Source organism: Microbacterium sp. C-MGS6 (genome assembly GCF_058140415.1).
Genome location: NZ_CM176934.1, coordinates 3215223 through 3234003, shown reverse-complemented (window position 1 = coordinate 3234003; position 18781 = coordinate 3215223). Strand labels below are relative to the sequence as shown.

Annotated in this window: 18 protein-coding genes; 6 read left to right on the top strand and 12 right to left on the bottom strand. The window is 71.6% G+C overall.

Going from position 1 to position 18781, the window contains the following annotated elements; translation table 11 throughout:
- Positions 1 to 16: 16 nt before the first annotated feature.
- Positions 17 to 604, bottom strand: a complete 588-nt coding sequence (locus AC3B5L_RS16000; RefSeq protein ID WP_490095976.1) for a nitroreductase family protein — start codon at positions 602 to 604, stop codon at positions 17 to 19.
- Between the two features lie 99 nt (positions 605 to 703).
- Positions 704 to 1612, bottom strand: coding sequence for a LysR family transcriptional regulator (locus tag AC3B5L_RS15995; protein WP_259953824.1), 909 nt, complete (start codon positions 1610 to 1612; stop codon positions 704 to 706).
- Positions 1613 to 1751: 139 nt separating this feature from the next.
- Between AC3B5L_RS15995 and AC3B5L_RS15990 the strand changes: the two genes are divergently transcribed.
- The gene (locus tag AC3B5L_RS15990) at positions 1752 to 5246 is read left to right on the top strand and encodes a bifunctional proline dehydrogenase/L-glutamate gamma-semialdehyde dehydrogenase (protein ID WP_490095975.1); all 3495 of its coding nucleotides are present in this window, start codon (positions 1752 to 1754) and stop codon (positions 5244 to 5246) included.
- Positions 5247 to 5331: 85 nt separating this feature from the next.
- Here the strand turns inward: AC3B5L_RS15990 and AC3B5L_RS15985 are convergent, their stop codons facing one another.
- The 5 genes from AC3B5L_RS15985 to AC3B5L_RS15965 all read right to left on the bottom strand — a co-directional run bounded on the left by AC3B5L_RS15985 (position 5332) and on the right by AC3B5L_RS15965 (position 10561).
- Entirely contained in the window at positions 5332 to 6414 is a 1083-nt protein-coding gene (locus tag AC3B5L_RS15985; RefSeq protein WP_187662608.1) for an ABC transporter permease, read from the bottom strand.
- On the bottom strand, positions 6411 to 7295 hold the full coding sequence (locus AC3B5L_RS15980; protein ID WP_187664243.1) for an ABC transporter ATP-binding protein: 885 nt from the start codon (positions 7293 to 7295) through the stop codon (positions 6411 to 6413). The genes AC3B5L_RS15985 and AC3B5L_RS15980 overlap by 4 nt, the downstream gene beginning before the upstream one ends.
- A gap of 106 nt (positions 7296 to 7401) precedes the next feature.
- A complete protein-coding gene (locus tag AC3B5L_RS15975; RefSeq protein WP_280564539.1) occupies positions 7402 to 8583 on the bottom strand; it encodes a benzoate/H(+) symporter BenE family transporter in 1182 nt (393 codons plus the stop codon).
- Positions 8584 to 8621: 38 nt separating this feature from the next.
- Positions 8622 to 9311, bottom strand: coding sequence for a response regulator (locus tag AC3B5L_RS15970; protein WP_259953832.1), 690 nt, complete (start codon positions 9309 to 9311; stop codon positions 8622 to 8624).
- Positions 9308 to 10561, bottom strand: a complete 1254-nt coding sequence (locus AC3B5L_RS15965) for a sensor histidine kinase (RefSeq protein ID WP_259953838.1) — start codon at positions 10559 to 10561, stop codon at positions 9308 to 9310. Before AC3B5L_RS15965 ends, AC3B5L_RS15970 begins: the two co-directional genes overlap by 4 nt.
- A 79-nt stretch (positions 10562 to 10640) precedes the next feature.
- On the opposite strand from AC3B5L_RS15965, the gene AC3B5L_RS15960 reads away from it, so the two are divergent.
- The 3 genes from AC3B5L_RS15960 to AC3B5L_RS15950 are packed head-to-tail and all read left to right on the top strand — an operon-like array spanning position 10641 to position 12725.
- On the top strand, positions 10641 to 11870 hold the full coding sequence (locus tag AC3B5L_RS15960; protein WP_259953840.1) for an MFS transporter: 1230 nt from the start codon (positions 10641 to 10643) through the stop codon (positions 11868 to 11870).
- Complete coding sequence (locus AC3B5L_RS15955; RefSeq protein ID WP_490095974.1) at positions 11867 to 12505, top strand: hypothetical protein; 639 nt, start codon at positions 11867 to 11869, stop codon at positions 12503 to 12505. The genes AC3B5L_RS15960 and AC3B5L_RS15955 overlap by 4 nt, the downstream gene beginning before the upstream one ends.
- Entirely contained in the window at positions 12495 to 12725 is a 231-nt protein-coding gene (locus tag AC3B5L_RS15950; protein ID WP_313366521.1) for a hypothetical protein, read from the top strand. The genes AC3B5L_RS15955 and AC3B5L_RS15950 overlap by 11 nt, the downstream gene beginning before the upstream one ends.
- Before the next feature lie 133 nt (positions 12726 to 12858).
- On the opposite strand, the gene AC3B5L_RS15945 is transcribed toward AC3B5L_RS15950, so the two are convergent.
- Together AC3B5L_RS15945 and AC3B5L_RS15940 are read right to left on the bottom strand one after the other, a co-directional pair.
- Entirely contained in the window at positions 12859 to 13716 is an 858-nt protein-coding gene (locus AC3B5L_RS15945; RefSeq protein WP_259953844.1) for a Cof-type HAD-IIB family hydrolase, read from the bottom strand.
- Positions 13717 to 13762: 46 nt separating this feature from the next.
- Complete coding sequence (locus AC3B5L_RS15940) at positions 13763 to 14608, bottom strand: exodeoxyribonuclease III (RefSeq protein WP_187662601.1); 846 nt, start codon at positions 14606 to 14608, stop codon at positions 13763 to 13765.
- A gap of 37 nt (positions 14609 to 14645) precedes the next feature.
- On the opposite strand from AC3B5L_RS15940, the gene pyrE reads away from it, so the two are divergent.
- A complete protein-coding gene (gene pyrE, locus AC3B5L_RS15935) occupies positions 14646 to 15206 on the top strand; it encodes an orotate phosphoribosyltransferase (protein ID WP_490095973.1) in 561 nt (186 codons plus the stop codon).
- On the top strand, positions 15203 to 16105 hold the full coding sequence (locus AC3B5L_RS15930) for an ROK family protein (protein WP_370428982.1): 903 nt from the start codon (positions 15203 to 15205) through the stop codon (positions 16103 to 16105). Before pyrE ends, AC3B5L_RS15930 begins: the two co-directional genes overlap by 4 nt.
- 8 nt (positions 16106 to 16113) lie before the next feature.
- Here AC3B5L_RS15930 and AC3B5L_RS15925 read toward each other — a convergent pair whose 3' ends face one another.
- The 3 genes from AC3B5L_RS15925 to AC3B5L_RS15915 form a co-directional block, all read right to left on the bottom strand.
- Positions 16114 to 16548: a hypothetical protein gene (locus AC3B5L_RS15925; RefSeq protein WP_490095972.1), complete on the bottom strand. Its 435-nt coding sequence runs from the start codon at positions 16546 to 16548 to the stop codon at positions 16114 to 16116.
- 122 nt (positions 16549 to 16670) lie between these two features.
- Complete coding sequence (locus tag AC3B5L_RS15920; protein ID WP_370428984.1) at positions 16671 to 17813, bottom strand: MFS transporter; 1143 nt, start codon at positions 17811 to 17813, stop codon at positions 16671 to 16673.
- Position 17814: 1 nt separating this feature from the next.
- Positions 17815 to 18717 carry a MurR/RpiR family transcriptional regulator gene (locus AC3B5L_RS15915; protein WP_187662596.1) on the bottom strand — a complete coding sequence of 301 codons (903 nt, stop codon included), beginning with the start codon at positions 18715 to 18717 and terminating at the stop codon, positions 17815 to 17817.
- Positions 18718 to 18781 lie beyond the last annotated feature (64 nt).

Here is an 18781-nt window from a genome sequence, read left to right as displayed (position 1 = left end):
TTTCGTGTGTCGATGCTCAGGCGCTGAGGACGACCGTCTCCGCGATCGCACGACGCACGCGCGGGGCGACCTCGCGCTCCTGCAGCACCTCCGGCAGGGCCTCGATGTCGCCGAACTCGCCGACGGCGATGACGGTGGCGGGGGTGAAGCGCGCCTCCAGGTCGGCGAACTCGCGGACGACCTCGGGGTCGAAGCCGCTCATCTGGTGCACGACGAGGCCGTCGTGGTGGGCCTGCACGGAGAAGTGCGCCACGGCCTGGCCGAGGTCGTAGAACGCGTGGCTGATCGGCGTGCCGTCGGCGGTCGCGGTCTCGGCGATCGCGACGACGAGCACGGCCGCGTTGCCGGCCCAGGCCTGGTTGAAGCCCATGAGCGCGTCGACGATCTGGGCGTGCAGGGCGGTGCCGCGGCGGGCGACGATGAAGCGCCACGGCTGGATGTTGTTGGCGGAGGGGCTCCAGCGGGCGGCCTCGAGCGCGGTGGCGAGCTTGGCCTCGTCGATCGGATGCTGCGCGTCGTACGCGCGGGGGCTCCAGCGGCCGGCGAGGACGTCGAGGACGGGGTGCTCGGTCGGGGCGGTGCGGTCGATGACGGGAGTGCTCACGGAAGTGCCTTTCGGACGGAGGGAATCGGACACCGTCGTCCGCGTACACGGGGGATGAACCGATGCATGTGCATGCATATTCCCGGAGGTCGGTTCGCGTCAGTCCAGGAGGTTGCGGGAGGCGGCGTCGGCGAGCGCGGCGCGGACGGCGCGGATCGAGGGGGCGTCCGCGGACACCCGCCGCGCGGAGGAGAAGATCTCCCGGCGCGGTTCCTGCGGGAGCGGGGCGAGGTCGACCGTCGGGGTGTCGCCCGCCCACACGAGCTCGGGGAGGAGCCCCACCGCGAGCCCGGCGTGGATGAGCCGGACGTGCGCGGTGAGGTCGGCGAGCTCGAAACGCACGTCCGGCTCGAACCCGGCGGTGCGACAGAGCTGCTCGGCCCACGCGCGGGACGCCGTGCCGGCAGGCTCGAGCACCCACGGCTCCGCGCGGGTGGCCCACAGGGCGGCGACGGGGTCGGCAGCTCCCGCAGCTCCGGGGCGCCGGGCGAGGGCGATGGCGTCGTGGGCGAGCACGACACGGTCGAGGTCGGCGTGGATGGGGCGTGTGCGCCCCGGATACTGCTCGGCGAGGATGAGGTCGTAGTCGCGGCTGGAGACGCCCACGAGGCCGGATTCCGGGTCGCGCTCGGTCACCTCGACGCGCAGGGCGGGGTGGCGCTCGCCGAGGGCCGCGAGGGCGCGGGGCAGCAAGGAGTGCGCGGTGGACTGGAACACCGCGAGGCGCACGGTGCCGGTCACCTCGGTGAGCGACTCGGCGACGGCGACCTGGGCGTGCTCGAGCTGATCGAGGATGCCGATGGCCTCGGCGACCAGCACGTTCCCCTGCGGCGTGAACTGCACCCCGCGACCGACCCGACGCAGCAGTGGCACTCCGACATCGCGCTCCAACGCGGCGAGCTGCTGGGACACGGAGGCCTTGCTGTAGGACAGCGCGTCGGCCACCGCGGAGAGCGTGCCGCGGCGCGACAGTTCCACGAGCAGACGCAGGCGGTGGGCGTCCAGCACGACGGCTCCCAATCGTTCGGGATGAGTGAACAGAATCCACTCGAATCGGTTGATAGACGGAGCCTACCGAGCGGCTGGACAATGATCCAGCCGCACACGACACCCGGGTGTGCGAGGCCGAGGAAGGTACCCCCGCCCCATGACCGTCATCGACGACACCACCCCCCGCACCGAAGAGGTCGCCGCGCTCGTGCAGCGCTGGCTCGCCGAGAGCGAGACCCACCCGGTCGAGCCGGCCGCCCAGCGCCTCTCCGAGGTGCTCAAGGACCCGAACGGACTGGACTTCACCGTCGGCTTCGTCGACGGCGTCATGCGTCCGGAGGACCTGCGGGTCGCCGGCCGCAAGCTCGCCGAGCTGTCGGACATCACGCCCACGCTGCTGCCCGGCTACCTCCGGGCCGCCATCAAGGCCGGCGGGTTCTGGGCGCCGAAGCTCCCGAACGTCGTCGTCCCGATCTCGCGGCGCGTGCTGCGGGCCATGGTCGGCCACCTCGTGCTCGACGCGACGCCGTCCAAGCTCGGCCCGGCCATCGCCAAGCTCCGCAAGACCGGCAACCGTCTGAACCTCAACCTCCTCGGCGAGGCCGTGCTCGGCGAGCGCGAGGCGGGCCGCCGACTGCAGGGCACGTACGACTTCCTCGCCCGCCCGGACGTCGACTACGTCTCGATCAAGGTCTCGAGCGTCGTCAGTCAGCTCTCCATGTGGTCGTTCGACGAGGCCGTCGCCGATGTCGTGGAGAAGCTCACCCCGCTGTACCGGCTCGCGGCGAAGGCCGAGGCGAAGGGGGCCCGCACCGGGACGCAGAAGTTCATCAACCTCGACATGGAGGAGTACCGCGACCTCGACCTGACGATCGCGGCCTTCACGAGCATCCTCGACCAGCCGGGCCTGGAGGACCTCGAGGCGGGCATCGTGCTGCAGGCGTATCTCCCCGACGCGCTCGGCGCCATGCAGCGGCTCCAGGAGTGGGCGGCCGCGCGCCGCGCCAAGGGCGGAGCGCCGATCAAGGTGCGCGTCGTCAAGGGCGCGAACCTCGCGATGGAGGAGGTCGACGCGAAGGTGCACGGCTGGCCGCTCGCGACCTACGGCACCAAGCAGGACTCGGACACGAACTATAAGCGCGTGCTCGACTGGGCGATGACCCCCGAGCGGCTCGACGCCGTGCGTATCGGCGTCGCCGGTCACAACCTCTTCGACATCGCGTACACGTGGTTGCTGGCGAAGGCCCGTGGTGTGACCGGCCCTTCGACAGGCTCAGGGACCCAGGGGCAGAAGGGCGCCCTCGTGGAGTACGAGATGCTGCTCGGCATGGCGACCGGGCAGGCCGAGGCCGTCCGCAAGGACGTCGGCCGTCTCCTGCTCTACACGCCGGTCGTGAACCCGGCGGAGTTCGACGTCGCCATCGCCTACCTCGTGCGGCGCCTCGAGGAGAACGCGAGCCCCGAGAACTTCATGTCGGCCGTGTTCGAGCTGGCCTCGAACCCGACCCTGCTCACCCGCGAGCGGGAGCGCTTCGAGCGCTCGCTCGCCGCGCTCGTCGCCGACCCGTCGGTGCCGGGCCCGAACCGCACGCAGGACCGCACGGCTCCGCGCCCCGCCGCCACGACGGACGGCTTCGCGAACGAGCCCGACACCGATCCCGCGCTCGCCGCGAACCGCGCGTGGGGCCGGGAGATCCTGCAGCGCTCGGTCTCCTCGACGCTCGGCCGGGACGCGATCGCCGCGGCCCGCATCGAGACCGACGCCGAGCTGGACGCCGTGTTCGCGGCCGCCACGTCCGCCGCCGAGAAATGGGCAGCGCTTCCCGCCGCCGAGCGCGCCGCCGTCCTGCACCGCGCGGGCGACGAGCTCGCCGCCCGCCGCGGCGAGCTGCTGGAGATCATGGCGCACGAAGCAGGCAAGACCATCGCCGAGGCCGACCCCGAGGTCAGCGAGGCGATCGACTTCGCGCACTACTACGCCGAGCGCGCGAAGGATCTCGAGGCCATCCCCGGCGCCGAGTTCGTGCCGTCGAAGGTGACCGTGGTCACGCCGCCGTGGAACTTCCCCGTGGCGATCCCCGCCGGCGGTGTGCTGGCCGGCCTCGCCTCCGGATCCGGCGTGATCATCAAGCCCGCGAAGCTCACCCAGCGGTGCGGCGCCGTGATGGTCGAGGCGCTGTGGGCCGCGGGCGTCCCGCGCGATCTGCTCGCCCTCGTCGACCTCGCCTCCCGCGACCTCGGCACCCGCCTGGTGGCGAGCCCCCAGGTCGACCGGGTCATCCTCACCGGGGCCTACGAGACCGCACAGCTGTTCCGCTCCTTCCGGGCCGACCTGCCGCTGCTCGCCGAGACCAGCGGCAAGAACGCGATCATCGTGACGCCGTCGGCCGACCTCGACCTCGCCGCCGCCGACGTCGCCCGCAGCGCGTTCGGCCACGCGGGGCAGAAGTGCTCGGCCGCGTCGCTGGCGATCCTCGTCGGGTCGGTGGCGGACTCGAAGCGCTTCGAGCGGCAGCTCGTGGACGCGGTCACCTCGATGCGCGTCGGGCTTCCCGACGACCCCGCCACGCAGATGGGGCCGATCATCGAGCCCGCGAACGGCAAGCTCCTCACCGCGCTCACCACTCTCGACAAGGGCGAGCGCTGGCTGGTCGAGCCCCGGAAGCTCGATGACGAGGGGAAGCAGTGGACACCGGGGGTGAAGACCGGCGTGCGCGAGGGCTCGTACTTCCACCTCACCGAGTTCTTCGGACCCGTGCTCGGCATCATGCACGCGAAGGACCTCGATGAGGCCATCCGGCTGCAGAACGCGGTCGACTACGGCCTCACCGCGGGGCTGCACTCGCTGGACTCCGCCGAGGTCGCGACCTGGCTGGACCGCGTCGAGGCCGGCAACCTGTATGTGAACCGAGGGATCACCGGCGCCATCGTGCAGCGTCAGCCGTTCGGCGGCTGGAAGCGCTCGGCGGTGGGCGCCGGGGCCAAGGCCGGCGGTCCGAACTACCTCTTCGGTCTGGGCGAGTGGCGTGCGGGCGAGCTGCCCGCCGCGGCTCCGGGGGCGGCGGTGACCCCCGCGGTGACGGGGCTGCTGGAGGCCGCCGCACCCGAGCTCGACCCCGCGGGCATCGAGTGGCTGCATCGTGCCGCGGCCGCCGACGAGCGCGCGTGGATCGACGAGTTCGGCGCCGTGAGCGACAAGTCCGGACTCGGCGTCGAGCGCAACGTGTTCCGGTACCGTCCGGTGGCCGTCGACGTGCGCGTCGCCGAGGACGCGCCGCTCGCCGAGGGGGTCCGGGTGCTCGCCGCTGCCCTGCGCAGCGGCAGCCCGTTCACCGTGTCGGCCGCGTCGCTGCCGTCCCGGGTGGAGAAGGCGCTCAAGGCGCAGGGCGTGACCGTGAAGACCGAGTCGGACGCCGCGTGGACCAAGCGCTACGCGAAGGGGGCCCGGTCGTGGCAGCGGGTGCGGCTCGTGGGCGGCGACGCCGGCGCGCTGCACACGGCCCTCGACGGCAGCCCCGACGTCGCGGTCTGGTCGCACGCCGTGACCGGAGCGGGCCGGGTGGAGATGCTCCCGTTCCTGCACGAACAGGCCGTGTCGATCACCAACCACCGCTTCGGCAACCCGACCATGCTCTCCGAGGGCATCCTCTGATCCCGAGACCCCGGCTACACGTCGAGACCCCCTGCTGCACGCGCGTGCAGCAGGGGGTCTCGGCGCGAAAGCGGGGTCTCGGGAGTCAGCCGCGCAGAGCCTCGGCGAGCTTCACCCGCGAGCCCATCCGGAGCAGGGAGTTCTCGTAGATCTTCGCGCCGACGACGATCGCCGCGACGCAGCTCGCCAGGAGGATCGCGAGGCTCAGCAGCGGCTCCCACCACTGCGCCTCACCGACGAAGAGACGCATCGGCATTCCGACCGGAGCCGAGAACGGCACGTACGACATGATCGTCAGCACCAACGGGTTGTCGTTGAACACGATCACCAGCACGTACGGCGCCATGATGAGCATCGTGATGGGGGTCGTCGTCGAGCCGATGTCCTCCTGGCGGGAGACCATGGAGGCGGCCGCCGCGAACATCGCCGCGAGCAGGATGAACCCGAACAGGAAGAACACCGCGAACCAGATGATGGGGGCGCCGAGGGTGGTCAGAACCTCGCGTTGACCCGTCACGATGAGGCCGATGGTGGCGACGGCCGCGAGGGCGAGGATCTGCCCCATCGCGAGCACCGTGTTGCCGATGACCTTGCCGGCGAGCAGGGTGCGCGCGGGGATCGCCGACAGCAGCACCTCGACCACCCTGGTCTGCTTCTCCTCGACCACGCTCTGCGCGATGGTGCCGCCGAACGTGGCCGCCGCCATCATGAAGACGAGCCCGAACGCGATCGCGATGAAGTAGCGCAGCAGCGGGTTGGTGGTCACCGGCTCGAGGATGACGACCTCGGGCGAGAGCGACAGCCCGGACACGAGCGACCCGGGGGCATCCTCCAGGGCGACGATCGTGTAGCCCGCGGCGTTGTCGCCCGCGAGCACCGCCGCATCGACGTCGCCCTCGCGGACCAGCTCCTCGGCCTCGGCGCGGGAGGCGACCTCGGTCACCTCGACGTCGGGCAGGGCGGACACGGCGCCCGCGGTCTCCGAGGTCACGGCCACCGGCATGGCGTCGTTGTTCTGGCTCGCGAAGCCGCCGAACAGCACGCCGGCGAGGGCGATGAGCAGCAGGATGCCGGTCGAGATCAGGAACGCCTTGCTGCGGAGCTTGGAGCCGATCTCCCGCTCGGCGACCAGCCAGATCCCGTTCCGTGCGGGGGTCGAGGCGTTCACTGGATGACCTCCTTGAAGATCTGGGCGAGGGAGGGGTGCTTGGGTGCGAAGCTCGCGACGTCGCCGCGCGCGACCGCAGACTGCAGCACGCGCTGGGCCGTGTCGGGGCCGTCCGCGTCGAAGAGCGCGTAGCCGCCCTCGAAGTCGACGACCGTGACCCCGGGCTCGGTGCGCAGCCACCCGGCGTCCCCCGCGGAGACCAGCTCGTACCGATCGCGGGCGTGCTCGGCGCGGAGGCCGTCCCGGGATCCGGCCGCCCGGATGGTGCCTCCGGCGAGGATGACGAGATCGTCGCAGAGACGCTCGACCACGTCGAGCTGGTGCGAGGAGAAGAGGATCGAGGCGCCGCGGGCCGCGCTGGCCTGCAGGACCCCGGCGACGACGTCAACCGCGAGGGGGTCCAGGCCGGAGAAGGGCTCGTCGAGGATCAGCACCTCGGGGTCGTGCACGAGCGACGCGGCGATCTGCGCGCGCTGCTGGTTGCCCAGTGACAGCGACTCGATCGTGTCGTCGAGGCGCTCGCCGAGCCCGAGCTCCGTGAGCAGCGCGGTCGCCCGCTCCGTCGCCTCCGGCTTGCTGAATCCGTGCAGGCGCGCGAGGTAGACGATCTGCTCCAGGACCTTCATCTTCGGATACAGGCCGCGCTCCTCGGGCATGTAGCCGAAGCGGCGGCGGTCGCTGGTGGTGAGGGGCGCCCCGTCGAGGTCGACCCGTCCGCCGTCCGACGACAGCAGGCCAAGGATGATGCGCATGGTCGTGGTCTTGCCGGCGCCGTTGCCGCCGACGAAGCCGGTGAGGCGGCCCGGCGCGACCGTGAACGACACGTCGTCCAGCACCCGGCGGCTGCCGTAGCTCTTGGTGATGCCGGAGAGTTCCAGCAGTCCGGTTGTCATGTCGTGGTGCTCCGTCCGAAGGTGATCCGCATGATCTTCACGCTATTGAGTGCGGGCGGGGCGGGGCATCCCCCGCAGGGGGGACTGCGACGGATCAGCCGCGGGACGGACGGCCGACGTGCAGCACCGTGCGCACGAGCAGGCCGGCGACCAACGCCCAGAACGCCGCACTCACCCCGAGCACCGCGATGCCGGAGGCGGCGACGAGAAACGTGACGACCGCGGGGAGCCGCTCACCGGGGTCGTCGATCGCCTGCTGGACGGCCGCGCCGAAGGCGCCGAACAGCGCCAGCCCCGCGACCGCCGGGATCACCGCCGTCGGGGCGAGCACGACGAGCGTGGCGAAGGCGGCGGAGAACGCGCCCAGCACGAGGTAGGACGCTCCGGTCGAGACACCGGCGAGCCAGCGCCGGGTGGGGTCGGGGTCGGCGTCGGGGGACGCGGCGAGGGCCGCGCTGATGGCGGCGAGGTTGATCGCATGACCGCCCGCCGGAGCGCCGAGCGCCGTGCCGAGACCGGTCACGAGCATCGCCGGACGCCACGGGACCTTGTAGCCGAAGCTGCGCATGATCGCGATACCCGGCACGTTCTGCGACGCCATGGTCACGATGAACAGCGGAAGCGCGATGCCGACCAGGGCCCCGACCGTGAAGGCCGGCATCGTCAGCTCGAACCGCGGCAGGAGGACGGCCGGGTCGACGGGGGTCCCGGCGGAGACCAGCGACAGAGCGACGACCGCGGCCGCGGCGGCGAAGGCCAGCGGCACGGCCCACCGGGGAGCCAGACGGGCGAAGAGCAGCCAGGTCAGCACGACCGGGAGCACACCCCACGGGTTCGCGACGACCCCGGTGATCGGCGCGAGGCAGAGCGGCAGCAGCACCCCTGCCAGCATGGCCTGCGCGATCGACGGCGGGATCCGCGCGATCAGGGCGCCAAGCGCGGGCCAGAGCGCCGTGAGGAGGATGAGGGACGCCGTCACGAGGAAGGCTCCGACGGCGGCGGGCCAGCCGCCCTCGACGCTGCCGGTCGCCACGAGCAGTGCGGCACCGGGGGTGGACCACGCGGCCGTGATCGGCATCCGGTAGCGCCAGGCCAGCACGATGCAGGCGAGCCCCATCGCGAGGCTCACGGCGAGGAGTCCGCTGGCCGCCTGCGCCGCCGACGCGCCCACGGCGTCGAGCCCCGTGAGCACCACCGCGAAGGAGCTCGTGAACCCGACCAGTGCCGTGACGATCCCGGCGACGATCGGACGGGTTACGGGGACGGCGGCGGGCATGGCTCCGAGAGTATCGCGGGGGAGCGGTCCGCCTCCGGTCAGGCCAGCCCCATCCGATGCGCGAGCACGACGGCCTGCACGCGGTCCCTGGCACCGAGCTTCTGGAGGATGCGCGAGACATGGGTCTTCACGGTGGCCTCGCCGATGAACAGAGCCCGGGCGATCTCGGCGTTGCTGCGGGCGTCGGCGAGCAGGGTCAGCACCTCGGCCTCCCGCTCGGTCAGCGGCTCCGCGAGTACGGCCGTCGCGGGCGCTTTCGCCACCGCGCGGGCGGGAGCGGCGCCGGCTTCCGGGGTCGCTCCGGCGAAGCGGGTGAGGACGCGGCGGGTCACCTCGGGTGCCAGCATGCCGTCCCCGGCCGCGAGAGCGCGCACCGCGGAGATGAGATCCTCGGCGCCCGCGTTCTTGAGGAGGAATCCGCTCGCGCCGGCTTCGAGCGCCTGATAGAGATAGTCGTCGCGGTCGAACGTCGTCACGATCGCGATCGCGGCGCCCACCGACGGGTCGGCGACGAGGCGGCGCGTCGCCTCGATCCCGTCCATGTCGGGCATCTGCACGTCCATCGTGATGACGTCGGGGCGCAGCGCGGCGGCCTGCGCGACGGCCTCGGCTCCCGTCGAGGCCTCGCCCACGACGGCGATGTCGGGCTGGGTGTCGAGGATCGTGCGGAATCCCGCGCGGAGGAGGGCGTGGTCGTCGACGAGGAGCACTCGGATCGGCGCGGTCATCGTGCGCCCTCCGGCACGGCCGTGCCGAGCGGCACCCGCGCCCGGACCCGCAGACCCCCGGCGACGCGCGGAGTGACCTCGACGGTGCCGCCGGAGGCTGCCGCGCGCTCGCGCATCCCGAGCTGTCCGAGACCGGGTCGCAGCTGGGCGATGGCGCGGCCGGTGTTCACGACCTCGACCTCCACGCCGTCGTCGTCGTAGCGCACGCGCACGTCCGCGGTCGCCCCCGGTCCGGCGTGCCGACGGGCGTTGGTCAGCGATTCCTGTGCGATCCGGTACAGGTTCACGGCGACGAGCGAGGGAACGGGCACCGGATCGCCGATCACGGTGTACGCGGTGGGGAGACCCGCCTCGGTCGATGCCTGCGCGAGCGCCGCGATGTCGTCGAGGGAGACGGTCGACGCCGACTCGGTCGTGTCGCCGCCGGGAGTGCGCAGCGTCTCCAGCAGCTGGCGCAGCTCCTGGATCGCGTCCCGCGCGGAGGACTCGATCCCGGAGAGGATGCGCGCCGACTGGGCAGGATCGCTCTCGAGCACGAGGCGCGCGGCGCCCGCCTGCACGCCCATCACCGACACGTGGTGGGCGACGACGTCGTGCAGCTCCCTGGCGATCCGCACCCGGTCGAGGGCCACCGCCTGCGCCGCGGTGACCTCGCGCTCGCGCTCCAGTTCGCGGGTGCGCTCTTCCAGCACGGTGCGCTGCTCGGCTGCCGCCCAGGAGCGCTCGCCGAAGTAATAGGCACCGCCGAAGTACAGGGCGTTGAGGAGGATCTGGATGAGCATGAACGCCACGTAGGGCGACATGGCTCCGGCGACGACGTCCGCCTTATCGGCCTCGCTGATGGCGTCGCGGTACATGGTGATGAGGAGCCACACGAACATGCCGACGATGATGGCGACGCGGACGACGAGGGCCTTCCGGCGATCGTTCATCCAGGCGCCGACCGTGTAGAGCGCGATGAACATCGCGATGTTGCCGACGTAGATCTCCGGCACTCGGATCGTCACAGCCGTGAAGTAGGCCAGCGACACCACGACGGCCACGGTGCCGGGCCAGCGTCGGCGGAACCCGAGCGGCGCCGCCACGACGACGGCGTAGACGAGCGCGGTCCACAGCGGGGCCTGCTCGTCGCCGTAGACCTGGGCGATGGAGGAGAGCGCCGCGCTGAGGATCGCACCGACGAAGAGGACGAGCGCGAGGAGGAGGTCGCCGCGCTGGTCGCGCAGGGTCGGCGTCCGGGTGAAGGCCATCCCTCCACCGTAGGGCGGGGACTGTCGCGCGGCATCCCCCGTGCGACGGACGCGGGCGGTACGTCTGCCAGGATCAGGTGTGACCTCCTCGCCGCGCCCGCGCCTGGCACCGCTCTACCTCGCCGGGTTCACCACCGCCTTCGGCGCGCACGGCATCGCCGCGGCCCTCGGCGCCGAGACCGAGGACATCGGCTGGACGCTGCTGGCCTTCGGCTTCACGCTCGCGCTGTACGACCTCGCCGAGGTGTTGCTGAAACCGCTCTTCGGCGCCCTCAGCGACCGGGTCGGCGTGCGTCCCGTGATCATCGGCGGGCTGTTGGCCTTCGCCGCGTTCTCGGTGGTCGGAGCTCAGGCCCCCGGCATGGTCGGTCTCGTGATCGCGCGCTTCGGCCAGGGAGCCGCGGCCTCGGCGTTCTCGCCGGCCTCGTCCGCTGCGGTGGCCCGGTTGACGGACGACGCGTCCCGTGGCCGCTACTTCGGGCGCTACGGCTCCTGGAAGAGTCTCGGATACGCGCTCGGCCCGCTGCTCGGCGCGGTGCTCGTGGTGGTGGGAGGGATCCCTGCCCTGTTCTGGGCCCTCGCCGTGCTCGGACTCGCGGCAGCCGGATGGGTGCTCCTCGCCGTCCCCGCCGTGCCCGTGCTGCCGCGGAAGCGGGTGACGCTCGTCGACCTCGGCCGGGAGCTCCTCGCCCCTGGGTTCCTCGTCCCCACCCTCGTGCTGGCGGCCACGACCGGTGCGCTCGCCGTGGCCGTGGGATTCCTCCCGCTGCTCGGGCGACAGGCCGGGCTCGGCACGGTGGGCAGCATGGCGATCGTCACGGTGCTGGCGATCGTGTCGAGCATCGTGCAGCCGTTCGTCGGCGCGGCGCACGACCGCGGTCGGCTCTCCGTCCGTCTCGGGGCCGTCGGCGGGCTGCTCCTGATCGGCCTCGGCATCGGGCTCACCGCGCTGTGGGTGACGCCGATCGTGCTGTGCGTCACGGGCGTGCTGGTCGGCGCCGGGGTGGGCCTGGCGACGCCGGTGGCGTTCTCGCACTTGGCGGCATCGACGCCCGCGGAACGCATGGGACGCACGATGGGCAGTGCGGAACTGGGCCGGGAGCTGGGCGACGCGGGTGGCCCGTTGGTCGCCGGGGCCGTGGCGACGGCGACGGTGCCGGCGGTCGGAATCGGCGTCATCGCGGTGCTCACGGCGGGAGCCGGGGCCGTGGCGCTCCTCGGTCTCCGACCGCCGCGCGTCGACGCGCGGCCGGACCAGAACCGGGCGAACGGACACGACGGCGAAGGGCAGAACTATGAAGCGACATGAAGAGCGCCGAGTGCAATACGATCCAGTACTCAGTACTACAACTTCATTCTGAAGCACTGTGGAGAGATCGCGTGCAAGTGAATAGAACCGTGCTGTGGGGAGTAGTGGGGGCGGGGGTGGCCATCTTCCTCGTGGTGATATGCGCGGTCTTGGTCATTCCTGCTCTCACGAAGACACCGGGGCCCGGCGATCAGTTCGAGTTCCCGATCAGCTGGCAGCGATCGAAGGACCCAGACGTCCCGGATGCCGCCAACACAACCATCGAGCTCTACGCGGACGGAACTGCCCAGCTGTCGGGAATCTCATTGGGGCACATCGAGACGTCTGCTGACGCCCGGCTTTGTGTCGCTGACGCCAGCGAGGGAGATGCTGGCGATGCGCGTTGGGAGGTGGACGACGACGGTGTACTTCACGTTCGTAGCGTCGACGGAGAAGCGGTCTTCCTGCCTGGGGCAGGACGGTTCTCGGGCTCCGACTGGTCCGAGCTTCGCGAACCGTTCTGTGACGAGACCTTCGTTGACTTCAGTCCATCGCGGGATGAAGCGGAGGATGCTGCCGCACGGCGTGTGCGGGGTGGCAGTTCTCCGATGGCACCACCTATGAGCTTCGCTCCCGGGACTGCACGTGTCTGCTGAGTCAGTGATCGGACCGATACTGATCGTGATCGGGCTTGCCCTGATGATTTTCCGCAGGTCTGTTTCCCAGATCTTCCATCACGGCGTGGAGAGGATGTACGGGGAGCCGTTAGCTGATGATGCGATGCCGCCCGGGAGGACGCCGATGAGGATGCTCATCGTCGGGATACTCTTCATCGGCTTCGGCATCTTCACTCTCGTCGGCGCACTTCTGCGGTAGCGGTGGCACAACGCTGACGTGGTGGTTCTCGAACCTGGAGGGGACGGTGAACGTGCAGACGGTGGCGAACGCGACGGGTACGACCACCCGCATGCTCCGCCCGCAATATCGATGTGTCGGGTGAATCGATTTGTCAGGTATTCGCCCGAGAGGCGATAGCCCGATAGTCGAGCAGGCGCTCGATCACGCGGGCCACGCCGTCCTCGTCGTTGGTCGCGGTGGTCTCGTCCGCGGCCTCCTGCACGACGGGTTCCGCGTGCGCCATCGCCACGCCGTGACCGGCCCAGCGGAGCATCTCGACATCGTTGAGGGCGTCTCCGAACGCCACGACGTCGGAGCGATCGATGCCGAGGTGGGTGCAGAGGCGCGCGAGTCCCGTGGCCTTCGTGACGCCCTGCGCCATGACCTCGACGAACGGGGCGCCGGACAGCGTGGCCTCGAAGCCGGTGAGCCCGAGGGACCGCAGGGTCTCGAAGAGTGCGGCGGGCGCGAGCTCGGGGTGCCGGATCACGAGTTTGAGCGTCGGCGCGGCCAGCACCTCGTCCAGCGGGACGCCGCCCATCGTCGCGGGGTCGCGCTTGTGGTCGGACAGCTGCGCGATCGTCGCGTAGCCGTGCTGCGCGACGAACGTCTCGCCGCCCTCCCGTACGCTCGCGAAGAGCAGGCCGGGAACGCTGGCGCGCAGCGCGTCGGCGACGGTGCGAAGGGTCGCGGGCGGCAGTTCCTCGGCGAACAGCATGCGGCCCTCGGTGAGGTGCGTCGCGTACGCGCCGTTGCCGCACAGCGCCCACCCGTCGAATCCGGCGTCGGCGGCGATCACGCGAAGGCCGATGGGCTGGCGGGCGGTGACGGGCACCACCGCGACGCCCGCATCCCGCGCGGCATCGAGCGCCGCGCGGGTACGCGGCGACACCGTGGACGAGCTATCGAGCAGGGTGCCGTCGAGGTCGGTCGCGATCAGCCGCACGGAATGGGTCCCTGAGTCTGCCATGCGATGGGTCCCTGAGCCTGTCGAAGGGCCTGAGCCTGTCGAAGGGTCAGGAGAAGATCATCGGCAGGTCGTCGTCGGCGTCGTCGCCGCCGAAGTCCACATCGACCACCACGGGCACGTGATCGCTGGGCTGCTCACCCTTGCGCTCATTGCGGTGGATCGACGCGCCGGTGACGGCATCGGCGAACGTCTTCGAGCCGAGGATGAAGTCGATGCGGATGCCCTCGTTGCGCGGGAACTTCAACCGCTGGTAGTCCCAGTAGGTGTAGCCCTCGGGGAGCAGCGGGCGCACGACGTCGGTCACGCCCGCGTCGGTCAGCGCGAAGAACGCGTCGCGCTCGGCGGGGGAGACGTGGGTGGAGCGGCCGACCACGATGTCGGGATCGCCGTTGTCATGGTCGAACGGGATGATGTTGAAGTCGCCGACGAGGGCGAGCGGAAGGTCGGGGTTCGCCGACAGCTCGGCCGCGGTGGACCGCTTGAGTTGCTCGAGCCAGTGCAGCTTGTAGGCGTAGTGCGGGTCGTCGAGCGAGCGGCCGTTGGGCACGTACAGGCTCCAGACGCGCACGCCGTCGACCATGACGCCCAGGGCGCGCGCCTCCTGCGGGGCGTCGGGGCCCTCGTGGCCCTTCGCGAACCCTGGCATGCCGTCGAAGGCGGTGCGGACATCGGTGACGGGCAGACGGCTCGCGATCGCGACGCCGTTCCACTGATTCAGGCCGTGCACCTCGACGTGGTAGCCGGCCTCCTCGAAGGGCGCATACGGGAACTGCTCCGGCTTGCACTTCACCTCCTGCATCGCGAGCACGTCGATGTCTTCACGGACGGCGAACTCGACGGTGCGGGTGACGCGGGTGCGGATGGAGTTGACGTTCCAGGTGGCCAAGCGCATGCGTCCAGCCTAGGGTGTGCCTCCTACACTGGATGCCGTGACCGCACTCGACGCAGACCGCCGGACCCTCCTCGCCCTCATCACGGACGAGGCGGTGTTCCACGGCGATTTCACCCTCTCCAGCGGCAAGAAGGCGACGTACTACGTCGACATGCGCAAGCTCACCCTCGACCACCGCGCCGCCCCGGCGATCGGCCGCATCATGCTCGACCTGATCGCCGATCTCGACGTCGTCGCCGTCGGCGGTCTGACGCTCGGCGCCGACCCGATCGCGAACGCCGTCCTGCATGCCTCGGTCGGCACAGACCGTCCGCTCGACGCGTTCGTCGTGCGGAAGGAGCCGAAGGACCACGGCCGCGGTCGCCAGATCGAGGGCGCCGACGTGAAGGGCAAGAGGGTGGTCGTGCTGGAGGACACCTCGACCACCGGGCAGTCCGCGCTCAAGGCGGTCGAGGCGCTGCGCAAGGAAGGCGCGGACGTCGTCGCGGTCGCGGTGATCGTCGACCGCAAGACCGGTGCGCAGGCCGCCATCGAGGCCGAGGGCCTGGAGTGGCGCGCGGCGTTCGACCTCGACGACCTCGGGCTCGACCCGCAGTGACCCGCTACGCGCTGGCCGTCGATGTGGGCGGCACGAAGATGGAGGCCGCCCTCGTCGCCGACGACGGCGCGCTCGTCCCCGGCAGCCGCAGCCGGCAGCCCACCGGCCGTGAGGCGACGTCGGCGTCGTTGACGGCGGCGGTCGACGCGATCGTGCGGCATGCGCTCGCGGCCCTTCCCGCCGACGCGGAGCTCGTCGGCGCCGGGATCGGCAGCGCGGGTCCCGTGGATCGGACCCGCGGTGAGATCCTGCCGGTGAACATGCCCCTCGCGCGGGGTTTCGGCCTCGTCGACGCGGTCGCCCGTGCGGCCTCGACCGCACTCGGCCGGGAGGTCCCGGCGGTCCTGGGCCACGACGGCGGCGCGCTCGCGCTCGCGGAGTCGTGGCTGGGGGCGACGCAGCAGGCGGGAGCCTCGTTGTCGATCGTCGTGTCCACCGGCGTCGGCGGCGGTTTCGTCGTGGGCGGTGCGTATGTGCCCGGGGCGAGCGGCAACGCCGGGCACCTCGGCCAGGTGCGCCGCGAGGGCGGGCTCACTCTCGAGGAGATCGCCTCCGGACCTGCCAGTGCCGCCTGGGCGCGGGAGCAGGGCTGGCCCGGCGCGACCGGGGAGGACCTGGCTCGGGATGCCGCGGCCGGTGTCGCCGTCGCCCGTGCGGCGATCGAGCGCTCGGCCCGCGCCGTCGGGGAGGCGCTGGCCGATGCCGCCACCCTCGTCGACCTCGATGTCGTCGCCATCGGCGGGGGCTTCTCGCAGGTGTCGGCGGACTACATCGACCTCGTCCAGCAGGCTCTCACCGCCAGCGCCGTGCACGAATACTCGCGTCGCACCCGCGTCGTCCGCTCGGGCCTGGGCGACGAGGGGCCGTTGATCGGCGCCGCCGCCCTCGTCCTGCGCTGACGGGAGGCTCAGCTTCCGGACACGAGCAGGCGTCGCGGGGGCCCTTCGAGCCGGGCGACGGCGATCTTCAGGTCCGTGACGTCCGCCGCCACCGCATCGATGCGGGCGCCGAGCTTCTCCTCGACGGTGTCGATGCGTGCGGTGAGTTTCTCCTCGACGGTGTCGATGCGTGCGGTGAGTTTCTCTTCGACGGTGTCGATGCGTGCGGTGAGTTTCTCTTCGACGGTGTCGATGCGTGCGGTGAGTTTCTCTTCGACGGTGTCGATGCGGGGGCCGAGCCTTCCTTCGACGGAGCCGATGCGTGTGGAGAGCCGGTGGTCGACGGTGCCGAGACGCTCGTCGATGCGACGGATCATCCACGCCCCTGCCGCGAACAGGCTCGCGCCGAGGGTGAGCACGATGCCGATCGCGCTGACGATGATCGTGACGGTGTCCGCGGACACGGTGCTCCCTTCCTCGGTGCGGGTGTGGCTTCGACGATACGTGGTCGGCGTGCGGGCGCCGGTCGGAATTCCGGCATCTGTGAAGAGGTCGCGTGCGGACCCGATGGGGGAGGAAGAGTGCGTCACCGCAGCGCCGGGACGGGGCGTCCGGAGCGCGACGTCACGAGCATCAGCACGGGGATGGCCGCGCACACCACGGCGGACACGAGGAAGGTGACGCTCGACGCCGGGTCGCGCCCGATCAGCAGGACGAGCGTGGGCACGAACGTGCCGCCGACCGCGCCGCAGGCCACGAGCGCCCCGGTGACCGCGGCGCTGCGGACCGGATCGAGACGGTCGAGCGCGAGCCCGAGGATGAGTCCGTAGCTCGGGGCCAGCAGGACCACCACGACGGCGAGGATGATCAGCGCCGCGACCGGCTCATCGCCGAGGAGCACGCCGGCGAGCACCAGGAGGACGGCGGCAGCCCCCGTCGCGGTCGCCAGCAGCGCGAGCGGCGGAACCGCCGCGCGCCGGAGCGCGGCGGCGCCGAAGCGGCCGACGGCCATCAGCGCCCAGAAGGCGGAGGTGCCGAGGGCGGCGGCGGCGGGCTCGATAGCGAGAGCCCGCTCCGGGATCACGGCCGACCAGCCGGACAGGACGGTCTCCACGCCGACGTAGAGCGGCAGAGCCAGCGCGAAGGGGAGGAGGACGAGCAGGGAGCGGGCGTCCCGTCGCGCCGGGGGCTCGGTCGAACGGGCGAGAGTGGTGGCGCCGGCGAGCACCGCCACAGTCGCCAGGGGTACGGTCGCGAGCAGCGCCAGAGCCGGACGGGAACCGGCCCCGAGCGCCACCACGAGCGGTGTGACGGCGGCGCACACGGCGACCGTGCCCATCAGGGCGCTCAGCACCCCGGTCGCGCTTTCGGTGCTGGCTGCCTTGGCGGCCACGGAGCCCGCTGCCTCGACGAGACCGAACCCGAGCCCCGCGAGCGCGGCGGCCGCGATGAAGGCGCCCGGATCCGTCGCGAGGGCGACACCGACGATGGCGGCCGCCTGCAGGAGGCTGCCCAGCACGAGCGTCGTCCGGGGTGGGCGGCGCACGAGGAGCGGACCCGACAGCAGCACGCCCACGAGGAGTCCCGCGAAGAGGACGGGCACGGCGGCACTCAGGTCGGCGTCCGTCGTGCGCTCCGCGGAGGGGAGGACGGCAGGGACGAACGCCGCGGTCACGCCGAGGCCGCCGAACGCCGTGAACAGCCCGACGCGGAGTCGGCTCGCGCTCATCTCAGGCACCGCCCGCGCGCACGTGATGCACGGCGGCGAAGGTGTCGCGGAGGGCCTCCATCGAGCGGTCGTAGTTGGACTGCGCGACCCCGATGAAGATGCAGTCGACGACCATGAGCTGGGCGATCCGGCTGCCCAGGGCCCCGGAGCGGAAGCCCGTCTCGCGCGCCGCGGTGGTCAGCACGATGTCGGCCTGACCGGCGAGCGGGGAGCCGGCGTGGTTGGTGATGGCGATGGTCGTCGCGCCCGCCTGCCGGGCGAGCAGGAGGAACTCGATGGTGTCGGTCGTGGCGCCCGTGTGCGAGACGGCGATCGCGACGTTCCCCGGCCCGAGGGTGGCGGCCGAGGTCCACGCGGCGTGCGGGTCGGACCACTCCAACGCCGTCCGCCCGATCCGGGTGAGCTTGCGCTGGAGGTCGAGCCCGACGATGGAGCTCGCGCCCACGCCGAAGATGTCCACCCGGGTCGAGGAGGTGATCGCCTCGACCGTGGCGCGGAGCGCCTCGGTGTCGAGCACCTTGGCGGTGTCGGCGAGGGAGAGCGTCTCGGCGAGCGACACCTTCGCGACGATGTCGGCGAGGGTGTCGTTGCGGTCGATGTCGCCGGACACGGCGGGGAGTGCGGCGGTGTCGAACGTCTCGCGCTCGACCTCCCGCAGCACGTGGTTGCGCAACTCGCGCACATGCTCGTACCCGAGTCGTTTGCAGAACCGCACGACGGACGTGGTCGAGGTGTCGCAGCGGTGCGCGAGCTCCGCGACGGAGAGCCCGGCGGTTCCGGCGGGGTCGGCGAGGAACAGGTCGGCGATGCGCTGTTCGCTCGGACGGAGTTCGGGGCGGAGGGCGCGCATCCGCACGAGCACGAGGTGGGTGCCGGCATCGTCGCGGGCGGCATCGTGGGGCATGGGGTCTCCGATCGGTGTTCATAACACTAGAGGAACTTCTGTTACACGCGTAGGTACTTTCGTG